The sequence below is a fragment of the Aminithiophilus ramosus genome (genome assembly GCF_018069705.1).
GTDB lineage: Bacteria > Synergistota > Synergistia > Synergistales > Aminithiophilaceae > Aminithiophilus > Aminithiophilus ramosus.
This window is the reverse complement of the sequence record NZ_CP072943.1, coordinates 2,279,269-2,294,247: the sequence shown is the minus strand read 5'-3', so window position 1 is coordinate 2,294,247 and position 14,979 is coordinate 2,279,269. Positions and strand designations below refer to the sequence as shown.

Here is a 14,979-nt window from a genome sequence, read left to right as displayed (position 1 = left end):
CCGTTGTGAAAGAGGTCCCTTGTCTGCTATCCTTTGCGGGCATTTGCCTCGTTCCCGCTCTCTTTCGGGGATTTCCGAAAGATCGTTCACCGGGGCGGAGGTGAGAGGGTTCCGGCCGGGTGCGACAGGAGACGGCATCATTCGACGGAATCGGAGAACGTAAAGTCAGGAGAGCTGCCTCGATGCCCGACCTTTTCTACGGGAAAAAACTGCCCGACGGCACCCTCGTCCGATCCATACGGAAGGGCCTCGTCATGGCCATTCCGATCGTCATGATAGGCTCTTTTTCCCTGGTGTTCCGGTTCTTTCCCTTTCCTCCCTATCAGAGCTTCCTGTCCCGTTTCGCGTCGGGCGCGCTGATCGATCTGGCCTCTCTCCTCGTCGACGCCACCTTCGGCATGCTTTCGGTCTATATGGCGCTTTTCACCGCCCTGAGCCGGGCGCGGATGGAGCCCGACAGGGAGGAGAAGGCTCTGGCCTTTCCCCTCGTCTCCCTTGCCTCCTTCGCCATCCTGAGCGGTTTTCCCGACGTGACCGTCGCTTTCGAGACGATGGGCATCGACGGCATGTTCACGGCCATCGTCGCCGCCCTCCTTTCGACGTCGCTGTTCGACTTCTGGAGCGGCAGGAGGCTCCGGGGGCTTCGGCTCTATTCGGACGGCGCCGATGCGGACTTCAGCGACGCCGTCTCCGTCGTTCTCCCCTCTCTCCTGGCCGTCGCGACCGTCGCCCTTCTCGATCTCGTCCTCGTCCGGGTCCTGCACGTCACGAGCCTTCAGGCTCTGTTCGTCGACGGGGCGACCCGTCTTTTCTCCCGCATCGGGAGCGGCCTTCCCAGGGCCCTCTCCTTCGTCCTGGCCTCCAGTTCGCTCTGGTTTTTCGGCGTTCACGGGAGCAACGTCCTCGAAGGCGTCTCCCGAAGGCTCCTCGAACCGGCCATGGCGGCCAACCTGGCCCTGACAGCCCAGGGGCAGCCTCCTGCGGAGATCGTCTCCAAGACCTTCATCGACGTCTTCGTCCTGATGGGCGGCTGCGGGAGCTCCCTCTGTCTTCTTCTCGCCCTGATTCTTTTCAGCCGGGACCGGGGCGACAGGGCCCTTTCGAAGATCGCCTTCGTCCCGATGCTCTTCAACGTCAACGAACTGATGCTCTTCGGGCTGCCCGTCGTCTACAACCTCCATCTGCTCGTTCCCTTCATCGTCGTGCCCCTGCTGACGACGCTCCTCTCCTACGGAGCCATGGCCCTGGGGTTCGTTCCCCTCCCCTCCCGGGCGGTGCCCTGGACGACGCCGGTGTTCCTCGGGGGCTACCTCGCCACCGGCTCCCTCCGGGGCAGCCTCCTGCAGGGATTCAATCTTGTCCTGGGCCTTTTCGTCTACCGTCCCTTCATCGTCCTCTACGAGGAGCAGAAACTCCGCCACGCCTCGGCCGACCTGAACCGCCTCGTCGGCCTCCTGGAGCGGAGCGAGGAGACCCTCGTGCCGGTCCGTCTCATGGCCTCAGGAGGGGCGCTCGGACTCGTCGCCAAGAGGCTCGCCTCGGACCTGAATCGCGCTCTGGAGCGCCACGAACTGGCGCTCCATTATCAGCCCCAGTACGACGACAGGGGGCGCTGCGTCGGGTCGGAAGCCCTGTTGCGCTGGAATCACGGGTTTTTCGGGAAGATCTACCCCCCCCCTGGCCGTTCGCCTGGCCGAAGAGGCCGGCTTTCTCTACGACCTGGAATGCTATGTCCTGCGGAGGGCCGTCCGCGACATGGCCGTCCTTCGCCGGACCTTGGGGCGGCCTCTCAAGACCTGCGTCAACGTGACGGTCCCCACCTTCTACGAGGGGGCCTTCGAGGCCTTTCTGGGAGAGCTGATCGCCGACGGCTCCGTGGGGCGAAACGAACTGTGGATCGAAATCACCGAGCAGAAGGCGCTCCTTTCCGACAGGGAGACGGAGGCGAAGAGTCGGCGCATCCGCGCCATGGGGTTTCCGCTGGTCATCGACGATTTCTCCATGGGCCATACCTCCATCAAGTACCTGCAGAACAGTGCCTTCGACATGGTCAAGCTGGATGGATCTCTCGTCCGCGGACTCAAGGACAACCCCCGGTGCGGCGAGATCATCGCCACGATCGTCTCCCTGTCGCGAGCTCTCGATTTCACCGTTCTGGGGGAGTGCGTGGAGACGAAGGAGCAGCAGAGCCTTCTGGAGCGCTTGGGCTGCACCCAGTACCAGGGCTATCTCTACAGCCCTGCCGTTCCCTTCGAGGATTTTCTCGTCCTGGCGAGGGAGAGTTCCCCCCGGGAAAAGGGCGAGGCCGGGAAAAGGTGAGGGATTGGGGAACGGGGGCATCGCCGTCGGCGAGAGGTGCGGCCGGATCTTCCCGCCCCGCCGGGGCGACGGATCGGCGTCCTCGCCTTTCCCCGGGGCGCAGGTCTCCTGCCCGCGCCCGCCCCGGAGAGGCGGAGGTCGTGTCTCCGTCGCCGTCTGAGCGGCCGCCGGGCTGCCCTGCCGGCTTTGAAATCAAATCGGCCCGATGATTTTGTAACCGTTCCTCTGTCAAGGGACACTAAAAATGTCATCTAAAAAGAGGGTCTGAGGGACAATGAAAGTGTCGCTTTCGAGGGGCTGAAATCGCCCCCGTCAACAGCCCGCCTTGGCTTTCCTCCGCGGCGGATGTCCTTTTAGGGAGGGGAACCCGTCCCTTGCTCGGAGCCGACCGCCGCGGCAGGAGGAGCGGGATTCTGTCGCCAGGGATGGTCTGCCGCCGGCTTCCTCTGCTTCTTCGTTTTGCATGGAGTGCCTGTTTTCGTCTCGATGACAGGCGGGGGAGTCGCAGGGGGCTCTTTGTCGACGGCTGCGAGATCGTAGAGCCCGTCATGGACAAGAGCCAGGAGTTTCCCGTCGAGCTTCTCGATGACCTTGACCGCCTGTCCCCTGGCAAGAAGCAGGGGGCGTCTGCGGGGGCCTATCAGGGAGTACAGTTTTCCGTCGAGGGAAATCGTCGAGTCTCCCGAGGCCTTCCGGTCGGTCTGGCGAGTCAGGAGGAGATCGAGAGCGGGGCCGTCCGGCGGAGGGAGAAAGGCAGATGCCCCCTCTGCGGGAGGACGAGCGAACCTCGGGTTATGGACCTCTCCCGGGTAGGCGGCGAGCAGGACGTTGGCCTCTTCGATCGTTTTCACTCCGGCCCGTCGGAAGGCGACGACGAGACGATCCTGAAGAGTTCCCCAGAGCCTTTCGATCCGCCCCTTCGCCTGGGGAGACCCTGCAGGGACATAGCGAGTTCCGAGAACCTCCAGAGCGCGGCCGAACTGGGTTACAGGCGCCGAGTCCTCCAGCTCCTCCTTGATCGTCAGTTTTTCCGACTTGGGAGAAAGGAAGATGGTGTGGCGGTCGGCGTAAAGCTCGCGAGGCACGCCGTGGCGATCAAGCATCTGACGGAGCACGCGGAAGTAGCCGAAGAGGCACTCATTCCTGGCCATCCACAGACCGAGGACCTCTCCTGTGGCATCGTCAATCACGCCGTGGAGAGTGCAACGCTCACCGATCTCGAACCAATCGAAAGGAGAGGCGTCCATCTGGACCAGATCGCCTCGTCGGGACCGTCGGACCCTGCGGGAACGCCGCTTCGGGGCCCGGTGGCGATGAACGAGGGACAGGTTCTCCGCGCGAAGGAAACGGGCGATGCTCTTGGCGCTCAGCACGAGATCATGCTCTTCGGCAAGGAGTTCGGCCATGTGCTGACAGCTCGTATCCCTGTAAAGACCCTTGGCCAGACTGACGACGAAATCCCGTGTCTCCTGAGAGATTCTGCGCCGGGACGGTTTGCCTCGTCCCTTGTGCAGGAGCCCCTGCGCTCCTTCTTCCCGGTAGCGTCGTTTGAGCCGAAAGACCTGACGGCGGCTCAGACCGAGCCGATCGGCCACCTCCTGAACCGTCAGGTTGCCCGCGACAGCCTCTTCCACCAACCCCAAGCGCCTTGCTTCTTTTGTCTTCATGAGTAGGTCTCTCCTGGTCGTCATAAGTGACATTTTCCCTGTCCTCTTCACGAGTGACAATACCATTGTCCGGCGACATTTTGTAACCGTTCCTCTTGACAAAAGGGGCGGGCCCGGTAGAATGGTTTGCCAACAGGGCCCTGCGGGGCGAAGCGATGAGGAAGGGAGGTCAGCCGAATGACGGTTTCCGACAGGACCATGCAAGGTCTCTGCAGCGTGAGCTATTACTTTACCGACGGCCAGTGGCGCTATTACGCCAGTGGTCCAAAATCACGTGGAAATCCGAGATCGGCTGAATCGAAACCCATCGCCGCCTGATAGAGAGTCCATCGACGTACCCCGTCGGAAATGGGATCGAATGGCGAAGGCCGGAACCGGATTTTCACATCCAGGTTCCGGCCTTTTTCTGTATTGAAAAATTTCAGGAGGTGCGAGAGATGATGACCGTCGTCGAAATGACCTGCAACGCCAACAGCCTGGAAGTGGCCCGCGTCTGCGAGAACATCGAAAGCCGCGGGGGACAGGCCCGCGTCGTCCCCTGGCCCGAAGGCCCCTGTGTCGTCGCCGTCGATCTCCACGCCGACAAGGCTCCCCTCGCCGCTCTGCCCGGCGTGGTGGCCCTTCACGAGACGAAGTGCTCCTTCCCCCTCGCCAGCCGCGACGTCTTCGCCTCCCGGCCCGCCATGGAGCTTGCCGACGGCCTGATTCTCGGTCAGGGCGTCCCTCTCGTCATGGCCGGACCCTGTTCCGTCGAAAGCCGCCGGCAGCTTCTCGAGACGGCCCGAGGCGTGAAGGCCTCGGGCGCTTCCGTCCTCAGAGGCGGCGCCTTCAAGCCCCGCTCCAATCCCTATGCCTTCCAGGGGCTCGGAAGCGAGGGGATCGCCCTTCTCCTCGAGGCCCGGAAGGCCACGGGACTTCCCATCATCACCGAGGTCATGGCTCCCGAGGACGTGGAGTGGCTGGCCCCTCACGTCGACATCCTCCAGGTGGGGACGCGGAACATGCAGAACTTCAGCCTGCTCAAGGCCCTGGGCCGCGTCGACAGGCCTGTCCTGCTCAAGCGGGGCATGGCCTCCACCGTCGACGAGTGGCTTCAGGCCGCCGAGTACATCCTGGCCGGGGGGAATTCGCGCGTCGTTCTCTGCGAGCGAGGCATCCGCAGCTTCGACAAGAGCACCCGCAACACGCTCGACCTGAGCGTCATTCCCCTCGTCAAGTCGCTGAGTCATCTGCCCGTCGTCGTCGATCCCAGCCACGCCACGGGACGGCGCGAGCTGATCCTTCCCATGAGCCTGGCCGCCCTGGCCGCCGGGGCCGACGGACTCATCATCGAAGTCCACTGCGCCCCCGAGGAGGCCCTCTGCGACGGTCCCCAGTCGCTCGACATCCCCGCCTTCGCCGCCCTCATGGGCCGCGTCCGCCATCTGGCCGGAGCTCTCGCCGCCGGAGAGGAGGAGGCCCGGTGCGGCTTGGGGATCGCCATCTAGGCATCGTCGGAACGGGGCTCATCGGCGGCTCTCTCGGTCTGGCCCTGAGGGGCAGGGCGGCCTCCGTCCTCGGCTGGGACCTTGACGGCGACGCTCTCCGCCGAGCCCTTGTCCTGGGGGCCGTCGACGAGGCGGCCTCTTCGCTTGAGGCTCTGTGCTCCCGCTGCGACGCCGTCGTCCTGGCCCTGCCTCCGCGCCACGTCGTCGGGACGGCGGAGGCGATATTCCGGTCCGGGGCCCTCCCTGTCGTCTTCAACGCGGCCAGCGTTCAGGCCCGGGCCTTTCGGGTCCTGTCTCCCCTTTTTTCGGGGCGCTACGCCGGGTTCCACCCCATGGCGGGCCGGGAGAGGGGCGGCATCGACAACGCCGACGGCGAGCTCTTCCGAGGGGCCTTCTGCGCCGTCGTCGCCGACGAAAGGACCGACGGGGAGGTCGTCGACCTGGCCCGTGAGCTGGCCCGGATCATCGGGGCCGAGTCGGGCCTTCTCGGTCCCGACGATCACGACGGGGCCACGGCCTGCGTCAGCCACCTGCCCCTCCTGACGGCGACGGCCCTGGCCCTCGCCGCGGGAGAGGAACTGGACCGCCGCCCCGATTTCGCCCTTCTCGCCGGGGGAGGCTTTCGCGACACGACGCGCGTCGCCGCGGGCCCGGCCTGGATGACGGCCGATCTCTGGGCCGAGAACGAGGCGCTGGAAGGCTGTCTCGACCGCCTCATCGCCACTCTGCAGCAGATGAGGCGATCGACGGCCGACGAGATGGAGGATCTGGCCCGACTGGGGGCCTCGAGACGAGAAGCGGCCCTGAGCCGTACTTTCAGGAGGATGAGACCATGAGCCGAGCCGAGCCGCTGAGAGGAACGATCACCGTTCCCGGAGACAAATCGATTTCCCATAGAGCCGCCCTCGTCGGAGCCCTCTCGCGGGAGGGCATCGAGGTGGACCACTTCTCGAACGGAGCCGACTGCGCCAGCACGCTCGATTGCCTGAGGCGCCTCGGCGTCGCCGTCGAGCGCGAAGGAGACCGGGTCCGCGTCCGTCGGAACGGTCCCCTCGCCGAGGGAGGCCTTCTCGACGCCGGAAATTCGGGGACGACGGCCCGCCTCCTCTGCGGCCTTCTGTCGGGCATCCCCGGCGTCTTCTCCGTCATCACCGGCGACGCCAGCCTCCGCCGCCGTCCCATGAGCCGCGTCGTCGACCCTCTGCGGACGCTGGGGGCCCGCATCGACGGCTGCGACGGCGGGACGAAACTGCCCCTTTCCGTGCGGGGGACGCGCCTCACCGGCGGCCTCTACACCCTGCCCATGGCCAGCGCCCAGGTCAAGTCGGCCCTTCTTCTGGCCGGGCTTTCGGCCCAGGGAAGCGTCACCGTCGTCGAGCCCCGGCGGAGCCGGGACCACACGGAGATCATGCTCGACTACCTCGGCGTTCCCCTCAAGAGGGAGGGCGAGGCCGTGGCCGTCTTCCCCTGCGACGACCTTCCCGGGGGACGGTGGACCCTTCCCGGCGATTTCTCCTCGGCGGCCTTCTGGATCGTCGCCGCCTCCCTTTTGGCCGGATCGGATCTTTCCATCGAGGGCGTCAATCTCAATCCGACCCGGACGGGCCTCCTGGCCGTCCTGGAGCGGATGGGCCTCGACTGCGACGTCCTGCCCGGAAATCCCTCCGGGGGAGAGCCGACGGGAACGGTGACGGTCCGGTCCTCGTCGCTGAAGGCGACGGCCGTCGACGGGACGGAGATTCCCCTTCTCGTCGACGAGCTGCCCCTTCTGGCCGTGGCCGCCACGCAGGCCCGAGGCGTGACGGAGGTCCGAGGCGCCGCCGAGCTGCGCGTCAAGGAGTCGGACCGAATCGCCGCCATGGCCGAGGGGCTGTCGGCTCTGGGGGCGGCCGTCGAGGAACGGCCCGACGGATGGGTCATCGAGGGCGGTCATCCCCTGAAGGGCGGCGCCGTCTCGAGCCGCGGCGATCATCGCGTCGCCATGGCCCTCGCCGTGGCCGGTCTCGTCGCCGAGGGGGAGGTCCTCATCGACGACGTCGACTGTGTGGCCATCTCCTACCCCGGCTTCCTCGACGAGCTGCGGAGGAGGACCGGGCGGTGATCGGTCCGACGACGGCTCTGGTCGCCCTTCTGGGCCACCCCGTCGATCACTCCCTCTCGCCGGCCATGCAGAACGCCGCCTTCCGCCACGAGGGGATCGACGCCCGCTACCTGGCCTTCGACGTCCCGCCGGGGAGGCTCGGTGTCGCTCTGGAGGGGCTGGCCGCTCTGGGGGCCCTGGGGGCGAACGTGACCGTTCCCCACAAAGAGGAGGCCTTCGCCCTCTGTGACGACGTCGAGCCTCGGGCCCGATCGCTGGGAGCCGTCAACGTCGTCCTCTTCCGCGACGGAAGGCTCGAAGGGTACAACAGCGACATCGACGGCGTCGAGGGCGCCCTCGATCTCCTGCCCCGAAAGGGGACGCGGGCCCTTCTCCTCGGCGCCGGAGGCTCGGCCAGGGCGGCGGCCGTGGCCCTTCTCTCACGGGGAGCCTCTGTCCTTTTCGTGGCCAACCGGAGTCCCGAGCGGGCGGTCCGTCTTGCCGACGACGTGGCCCTCTCCCTGGGGAGGCGGGCCATCGTCGTCGTCGACTGGCGCGACTTTCACGAATCGACCTTCGACGTCGTCGTCAACGCCACCTCTCTGGGACTGGAGGGCAACGCCTGGCCCGGCGACGATCTGCGGCGTCTGCTTCGTTCCCTCAAAGGGGCGCCTCTTCTCGATCTCGTCTACTCCAGGCGGGGGAAGACGGAGCTCGTCGAGGGCGCCCTTGCCGAGGGCCTCCTCGCCGTCGGCGGCGAGGAGGTCCTTCTCCGCCAGGGGGCGAGGGCTTTCTCCCTCTTCACGGGACGTTCCGCTCCGCTGGAGGTCATGAGGCGGGCCCTGGAGGAAGGGCGATGACGCTGCGCTTCCTCACCGGCGGAGAGTCCCACGGCCGGGGCTACGTCATCGTCGTCGAAGGTCTTCCCGCGGGGTTGCGCCTTCCCCGGGAGCGCTTCACCTCCGAACTGGCCCGCCGCCGTCGCGGCTACGGCCGGGGGCCGAGGATGGCCCTCGAGCGCGACGAGCTGACCTTCTGGGGAGGGCTGCGCGACGGCCTGACGACGGGATCGCCTCTGGCCCTCTCCCTGGGCAACAGCGAATGGGAGATATGGCGTCCCGCCGTCGACGCCGAGTCGGTCGATGTCGAGGCGGCGGCGTGCCGCGCCGCCACCTGTCCCCGACCGGGACATGCCGACATGGCGGGGATCGTCAAGTACGGCCACGACGACTGCCGCAACGTCCTCGAACGGGCCAGCGCCCGGGCCACGGCGGCCTGGACCGTCGTCGGCGTCGTCGCCGGCCTCCTTCTGGAAACCGTCGGCATCGGCGTCCGAGAGGCCGTCGACTCCATCGGCGGCCTCTCCTGCACCCGTCCCCTCTGTGACGAGGAGTGGGACCGGGCCGCCGCCTCGGACCTGGGCTGCGCCCGGGAAGAGGACGAGGCCGCCCTCGTCGAGCGCATCGTCGCCGCCCGCGACGAGGGCGATACCCTGGGAGGGACCTTCGTCGTCTCCCTGACGGGGATGCCCGCCGGGGTGGGGTCCTATGCCGAACTGGACCGCCGTCTCGACGGCCGTTTCGCCGCCGCGCTCATGTCCATCCCGGCCATCAAGGGCGTCGAAATCGGCGACGGCTTCCGCCTCGCCGACCGTCCCGGCAGCGGGGCTCACGACGCCATCGTCCGCGACGGCCGGGGGGTGCGGCGCCGGACCAACAGGGCCGGAGGGATCGAGGGGGGCATGTCGAACGGAGAGGAGATTCTTCTCCGGGCGGCCATGAAGCCCATCCCCACCCTGCGTCGCCCTCTGGATTCCGTCGACATCCGGACGGGGCTGGCCGCGTCGGCCCATGTCGAGCGGGGCGACGTCTGCGCCGTTCCGGCCGCGGCCGTCGTCGGGAGGGCTCTCGGAGCCTGGACGGCGGCCGTCGCCCTGGCCGAGCAGTTCGGCGGCGACAGGCTCTCCGAGTTCGTCGAGCGCGTCGCCGCCTTTCGCCGCAAGGGGGAGATCTTTCGTGAGTGAGCCCAACGTCTACCTGGGCGGTTTCATGGGAACGGGCAAGACGACGACGGGCCGTCGCCTTGCCGAGAGGACGGGCCGTCCCTTTATCGACCTGGACGGCCTCGCCGAGAGTCGCCTGGGCCTGACCGTAGCCCGCATCTTCGCCGAAAGGGGCGAAGCCTTTTTTCGCGATGTCGAGGCCCGTCTCGTCGAGGAGATCGCCGACCTCAAGGGGCTCGTCGTGGCCCTCGGCGGCGGAACCCTCGTCGACGAGGCGAGCCGCCGACGTCTTCTGGCCACGGGGCGTCTCGTCATCCTCCGGGCCCGGCCCGAGACGATCGGCCGTCGTCTCGGCTCGGGCGAAGGGCGTCCCCTCCTGGCCGGGGGCGATATGGAGGCCCTTCTGGCCTCGCGGGAAGAGGCCTACTCCAGAGGAGACCTCCTTCTCGACGTCGACGATCTCGACGCCGAAGAGGCGGCCCGCCGCATCGCCGAGCGCCTCGGTCTCCGAGGTGCGCCTCGCGAGGGGGAGGCGCGCTCTCTTCCGGGCAGGACGATCTTCGTCGGCCGGGGCATCCTGAAAAGATGGCGTGACCTTCCCGGCGCGCCTTCCAGACCCTTCGTCGTCGCCGACGAGCTGACGGGGCCTCTCTACGGTCCCCTTCTGGGCGAGCGTCTCGGAGAGAGCCTTCTCCCGCGGGGGGAAGGGGCCAAGCGCCTCGACCGTGTCCGGGAGCTCTACGGTGCCTTCGACCGGTCCGGACTGGACCGGTCGGGATCGGTCCTGGCCCTGGGGGGAGGGACGGTGGGAGACGCCGCAGGGTTCGCCGCCGCCACCTGGATGCGCGGCGTCGACGTCGTCCACTGTCCCACGACGCTGCTGGCCCAGCTCGACAGCTCTCTGGGCGGCAAGGTGGGCGTCAACCTCGACGAGGGAAAAAACCTCGTCGGCGCCTTCCATCAGCCCCGTCTCGTCGTCGCCGACGTCGATCTTCTTCGGACCCTTTCCGACGGCGATTACCGTCAGGGACTGGCCGAAGCCGTCAAATACGGTCTCGGCGAGGACGGGGCCCTCTTCGATGAGATGGAAAAAGACGCGCCCTCTCTCCTCGACCGGGACGGAGAGGTCCTGGAACGTCTCGTCCGCCGCTGTGGAGCCATCAAAATGGCCCTCGTCGACGAAGACGAAAGGGAACGGAGCGGCGCCAGGGCCCGCCTCAATCTGGGGCACACCGTCGGACACGCCCTGGAGGCCGCGTCGGCCTACGGACGGTGGAGCCACGGCGACGGCGTCGCGGCAGGCCTCGTCGTCGTCACCGTCCTGGCCGAAAAAATGGGCCTCGTCGAGGAGACGACGACGGGTCGCCTCCTGTCCCTCCTGAGGCGATTGGGCCTGCCCTGGCGCCCCGACCTTCCCTGGGGCGCCATCGAGGGGCACCTGAAGAGGGACAAGAAATTCGAGGGAGGACGGCCCCGCCTCGTCCTTCCCCGCGAGGGGCGGAAGGCCGTCGTCGAGGAAGTGCCCCTGGCCGACCTGAAAAAAGCCTACGAGGAGGTGCTCCTGTGGAACGCAACGTTCTCTTCGTCGTCAACGGACCGAATCTGAACCTTCTGGGACGTCGCGAGCCCTCCGTCTACGGCACGACGACTCTCGACGAGATCGACGGAAACTGCCGCGCCTGGGGGGCCGAAAGAGGCCTGGAGGTGCGCTGTTTCCAGAGCAACCACGAGGGCGATCTCGTCGACTGGGTCCAGAGGGGAGGCGACGAGGCCGACGGCATCGTCCTCAACGGCGCCGCCTACAGCCACACGAGCGTCGCCCTTCGCGACGCCGTCGCCGCCGTCTCCGTCCCCGTCATCGAAGTCCATCTCAGCAACACGGCCGCCCGAGAGGCCTTCCGCCACGAAAGCCATCTCACCGCCGTCGCCGCCGGCCTCGTCATGGGATTCGGCGCCTCGGGCTACATCCTGGCCCTCCAGGGGCTGAAGACCCTTCTGGAAGGGAAGTGAGGCGTCGTTCCTTCTCGACGTGACGCCGTCGAGAAAGCGGTTTTCATGCCGGGAACTCCTGCGGGTCGGGCGCGCCCGCACGGCCGGGACGGCCGATCGGCCTCGTCTCCTTTCCTGGGAGCGTGGGTCGAGGCGTCCGTGCCCGTCCCGGAAAGGGCTGAGGTTTTTCCCCGAAAGAGGGCCGTCGCCTCGACGGCCCTCTTTCGGGCCGGAAACCCCCGAGGGACGGAAAACCCGTCCCTCGTGCCGGGCCTCGCTCCCGGCAAAAGCGGAAGCCGCCGCGGCCGTGAGGGGCTGGAAACCCCTGAGGGACGGGAAATCCGTATCGTCTGCGGCCCCCTCGGGCGGAGAACGGGGCCTCCCGAAAACATCGCCTTTTTGGGGAGATCGAACGCTCCCGCCCTGTCTGGGGTCCGATGGGCCATGTGCCTTTACGGAACCGGAAGGTTGCCGTCGCCCTTCCGTGACGGCCGTTGACGATAATGACCTCATATTCTTTCGAGGAGGTCGTGGTGACATGAATCGTTTCGCGATGAAGAAAGTGGGATTGGCCCTTCTGGTGCTGCTCCTTTTCGCCACTTTGGCGACGGCGGAGACGAAAAACGACTGGAGCGGTCCCAAGGCCAAGTACGTTTTTCTCTTCATCGGCGACGGCATGGGGCTTCAGCAGGTCAACGCCGCCGAGATCTACAAGAGTTCCCTCGAGGCCTCCGGCAAGGAACCGTCCCTCAAGAGACTCAACCTCAGCAGTCTTCCCGTCCAGGGCATGATCACCACCTATTCGAGCAACTCCTTCATCACCGATTCGGCTCCGGCGGCCACCTCTCTCGCCTCGGGCTACAAGACCGATAACGGCGTCATCGGCATGGACCCGACGAAGACGAAGAAGTTCACCACCGTGGCCCAGATGGCCAAGGCCGCGGGGATGAAGGTGGGCATTCTCTCGACGGTCTCCCTCAATCACGCCACGCCCGCCTCCTTCTACGCCTCCCAGCCCTCCCGGAACGACTACTACGAGATCGGCCAGCAGCTCATCGACAGCGGCTTCGACTACTTCGCCGGCGGCGGTCTCCATCAGAGCCGGGGCAAGCAGAAGGACCGGCCCGATCTCTACGACGTGGCCGCCGAAAAGGGCTACGCCGTCCTTCGCGACCGTTCGTCCATCCTGGCCGCCACGGGAGACAGGCCCCTTATCGCCGTCAATCCCGTCCTCGACGGCAGCAACGCCATGCCCTACGACATGGACAGGGGAGAGAACGAGCTCTCTCTGGCCGAGTTCACCGCCAAGGGCGTCGAGCTCCTCGACAACCCCAAGGGCTTCTTCATGATGGTCGAAGGGGGCAAGATCGACTGGGCCTGCCACGCCAACGACGCCGCCGCGGCCATCGGCGATACCTTCGCCTTCGACGAGGCCGTCAAGGTCGGCCTCGACTTCGCCGCCAAGCACCCCGACGAGACGCTCGTCGTCATCGTCGGCGACCACGAGACGGGCGGCATGAGCCTGGGCTTTGCCGGGACGCAGTACGAGACCTTCTTCGAAAAGGTCGCCTTCCAGAAGGAGTCCTACGAATCCTTCGACAAGAAGATCGCCGCCTTCAAAGAAGGATCGGACAGGAGCTTCGAGGCCATGATGCCCCTCGTCACCCGATCCTTCGGGCTCCGCGCCGTCGGCGCCGACGAGCGGAAGTCGCTCGAGGAAAAGGCCGCCGCAGGCGACGACGAGGCCCGCAAGGTTCTGGCCATGGCTCTCTCCGACAGGGAGCTGGAGGAGATCCGCCGGGCCTTCGAGCGGACCCTCCAGGGCGAGCAGGAGCGCGCCAAGGACGAGGCCACCTTCCTTCTCTACGGCGGCTACGAGCCCCTTTCGGTCAAGCTGACGCAGATCCTCAACCAGAAGGCCGGGATCGGCTGGACCTCCTACGCCCATACGGGCATCCCCGTGACCCTCTTCGCCTCCGGCGTCGGCGCCGAACTCTTCAACGGCTATTACGACAACACCGACGTGGCCTGGAAGACCATGTCCGTCGCCGGCCTGCGCAACTGATCCTCCCTTCCTCCGAGGGACCGAAAGGGGATCCCCTCCCCTTCGGTCCCCTTTCCCTTTTTAAGGAGGTCTTTCTCATGACGTCCAAGCGGCGGGACCATGTCCTGACGGCCGCCTTTTTCCTCCTTACTCTGCTGCTTCTGGCCCTGCCCTCCTGGCGCGCCGGGGAGGACGGATCGGAGCGGGTCAAGGTCCTCATTCTTTCCGTCGACGATTCGACGATGCGCCAGTTCGGCATCGTCCGCACGGGAGACCAGGGCCTCCGCGTCCGCATCCTGGGCGGCAGCCACAGGGGAGAGGAGGTCGACGCCGTCAACCACCTCATGGGACGCCTGGAGCTGGACAAGGTCTTTCTCCCCGGCGACAGGGCCCTGGCCGTCGTCGACGGAAAGGGGCTGGGAGAGATCGCCAAGGTCAACGTCCTCGATCATTACCGTCTCGACGACCAGGCTCTCCTCCTGGGACTCTTCTGCGCCCTTCTCCTTCTTTTCGGCGGCTGGACGGGGGCGCGGGCCCTCCTTTCCTTCTTTTTCACGGCTCTCATGATCTGGAAGGTCCTCCTGCCCGGCTTTCTCCGGGGGTGGGATCCCGTCGTCTCCTCCCTGACCGTCGTCCTTATTCTCACGGCGGCCATCGTCTTTCTCGTCGGCGGCCTGAGCCGCAAGGGGTTGGCGGCCTTTCTCGGATCGGCGCTGGGCATCCTCTGCACCTGCGGCCTTTCCCTGGCCTTCGGCGGCGCCTTCCGCATCCACGGCGCCGTCAAGCCCTTTTCCGAGACCCTCCTCTACAGCGGCTACCCCCATCTGAACCTTACGGCCATCTTTCTCGGCGGCATCTTCCTCGCCTCGTCAGGCGCCGTGATGGACCTGTCCATGGATATCGCCGGCGCCCTCTGGGAGCTGTCAGAGAAGCGGCGCGATCTCTCGCGGAGGGAGCTTTTCCGTTCGGGCCTCACCATAGGGCGGGCCGTCGTGGGAACGATGACGACGACGCTCATGCTGGCCTACACGGGGAGCTATTCCAGCCTCCTTCTTGTCTTCATCGCCCAGGGCATCCCCCTGGCCAACGTCCTCAACATGCAGTACGTCTCGGCCGAGATCCTCCACACCCTCGTGGGCAGTTTCGGCCTCGTCACGGTGGCTCCCTTCACGGCCGCCGTCAGCGCCTTCCTCTTCGCCCCGAAGGCCGCCAGGGAGAAGGCGTCTCGGCCCGTCCTCGACGAGGCCGGGCCGAGGCGGGAAAGGCCCTCTGCGGCGGCCTGAGCGAAAGGTTTTCCGATCAGGGGAGGGCCCGCCGGGATCGTCAGGCGGCCCTCCCCTTTTTGACGTCGACGCTATAATGGAGGAGCCGATCACGGCAACAGGAGGTGA

11 protein-coding genes and 1 pseudogene are annotated in these 14,979 nt (G+C 66.6%); 11 read left to right on the top strand and 1 reads right to left on the bottom strand.

What is annotated here, in order from left to right:
• Positions 1–182: 182 nt before the first annotated feature.
• Positions 183–1,196 (top strand): annotated as a pseudogene (locus tag KAR29_RS14105) (PTS transporter subunit EIIC); the annotation flags it as partial.
• 352 nt (positions 1,197–1,548) lie between these two features.
• The gene (locus KAR29_RS14100; protein ID WP_407649575.1) at positions 1,549–2,319 is read left to right on the top strand and encodes an EAL domain-containing protein; all 771 of its coding nucleotides are present in this window, start codon (positions 1,549–1,551) and stop codon (positions 2,317–2,319) included.
• 353 nt (positions 2,320–2,672) lie between these two features.
• Here the strand turns inward: KAR29_RS14100 and KAR29_RS10705 are convergent, their stop codons facing one another.
• Positions 2,673–3,986, bottom strand: a complete 1,314-nt coding sequence (locus KAR29_RS10705) for an ISNCY family transposase (protein WP_274372981.1) — start codon at positions 3,984–3,986, stop codon at positions 2,673–2,675.
• Between the two features lie 437 nt (positions 3,987–4,423).
• On the opposite strand from KAR29_RS10705, the gene aroF reads away from it, so the two are divergent.
• From aroF to KAR29_RS10660, 9 genes are all read left to right on the top strand, one after another.
• Positions 4,424–5,473: a 3-deoxy-7-phosphoheptulonate synthase gene (gene aroF / locus KAR29_RS10700; protein WP_407649493.1), complete on the top strand. Its 1,050-nt coding sequence runs from the start codon at positions 4,424–4,426 to the stop codon at positions 5,471–5,473.
• The gene (locus KAR29_RS10695) at positions 5,449–6,309 is read left to right on the top strand and encodes a prephenate dehydrogenase (RefSeq protein WP_274372980.1); all 861 of its coding nucleotides are present in this window, start codon (positions 5,449–5,451) and stop codon (positions 6,307–6,309) included. Before aroF ends, KAR29_RS10695 begins: the two co-directional genes overlap by 25 nt.
• Positions 6,306–7,574, top strand: coding sequence for a 3-phosphoshikimate 1-carboxyvinyltransferase (gene aroA, locus KAR29_RS10690; protein ID WP_274372979.1), 1,269 nt, complete (start codon positions 6,306–6,308; stop codon positions 7,572–7,574). Before KAR29_RS10695 ends, aroA begins: the two co-directional genes overlap by 4 nt.
• The gene (gene aroE / locus KAR29_RS10685; protein WP_274372978.1) at positions 7,571–8,413 is read left to right on the top strand and encodes a shikimate dehydrogenase; all 843 of its coding nucleotides are present in this window, start codon (positions 7,571–7,573) and stop codon (positions 8,411–8,413) included. Before aroA ends, aroE begins: the two co-directional genes overlap by 4 nt.
• Complete coding sequence (aroC, locus tag KAR29_RS10680) at positions 8,410–9,576, top strand: chorismate synthase (RefSeq protein WP_274372977.1); 1,167 nt, start codon at positions 8,410–8,412, stop codon at positions 9,574–9,576. The genes aroE and aroC overlap by 4 nt, the downstream gene beginning before the upstream one ends.
• Complete coding sequence (locus KAR29_RS10675) at positions 9,569–11,161, top strand: bifunctional shikimate kinase/3-dehydroquinate synthase (protein ID WP_274372976.1); 1,593 nt, start codon at positions 9,569–9,571, stop codon at positions 11,159–11,161. Before aroC ends, KAR29_RS10675 begins: the two co-directional genes overlap by 8 nt.
• On the top strand, positions 11,119–11,565 hold the full coding sequence (aroQ, locus tag KAR29_RS10670) for a type II 3-dehydroquinate dehydratase (protein WP_274372975.1): 447 nt from the start codon (positions 11,119–11,121) through the stop codon (positions 11,563–11,565). The genes KAR29_RS10675 and aroQ overlap by 43 nt, the downstream gene beginning before the upstream one ends.
• 517 nt (positions 11,566–12,082) lie before the next feature.
• A complete protein-coding gene (locus KAR29_RS10665) occupies positions 12,083–13,609 on the top strand; it encodes an alkaline phosphatase (RefSeq protein WP_274372974.1) in 1,527 nt (508 codons plus the stop codon).
• A gap of 77 nt (positions 13,610–13,686) precedes the next feature.
• The gene (locus KAR29_RS10660) at positions 13,687–14,871 is read left to right on the top strand and encodes a YibE/F family protein (RefSeq protein WP_274372973.1); all 1,185 of its coding nucleotides are present in this window, start codon (positions 13,687–13,689) and stop codon (positions 14,869–14,871) included.
• The last annotated feature ends 108 nt before the right edge of the window (positions 14,872–14,979 follow it).

Coding starts and splice junctions, on each gene's coding strand:
- aroA (WP_274372979.1), top strand. CDS start 6,306: ATGAGCCGAGCCGAGCCGCTGAGAGGAACGATCACCGTTCCCGGAGAC.
- aroF (WP_407649493.1), top strand. CDS start 4,424: ATGATGACCGTCGTCGAAATGACCTGCAACGCCAACAGCCTGGAAGTG.
- KAR29_RS10660 (WP_274372973.1), top strand. CDS start 13,687: ATGACGTCCAAGCGGCGGGACCATGTCCTGACGGCCGCCTTTTTCCTC.
- KAR29_RS10705 (WP_274372981.1), bottom strand. CDS start 3,986: ATGAAGACAAAAGAAGCAAGGCGCTTGGGGTTGGTGGAAGAGGCTGTC.
- KAR29_RS10665 (WP_274372974.1), top strand. CDS start 12,083: ATGAATCGTTTCGCGATGAAGAAAGTGGGATTGGCCCTTCTGGTGCTG.
- aroC (WP_274372977.1), top strand. CDS start 8,410: ATGACGCTGCGCTTCCTCACCGGCGGAGAGTCCCACGGCCGGGGCTAC.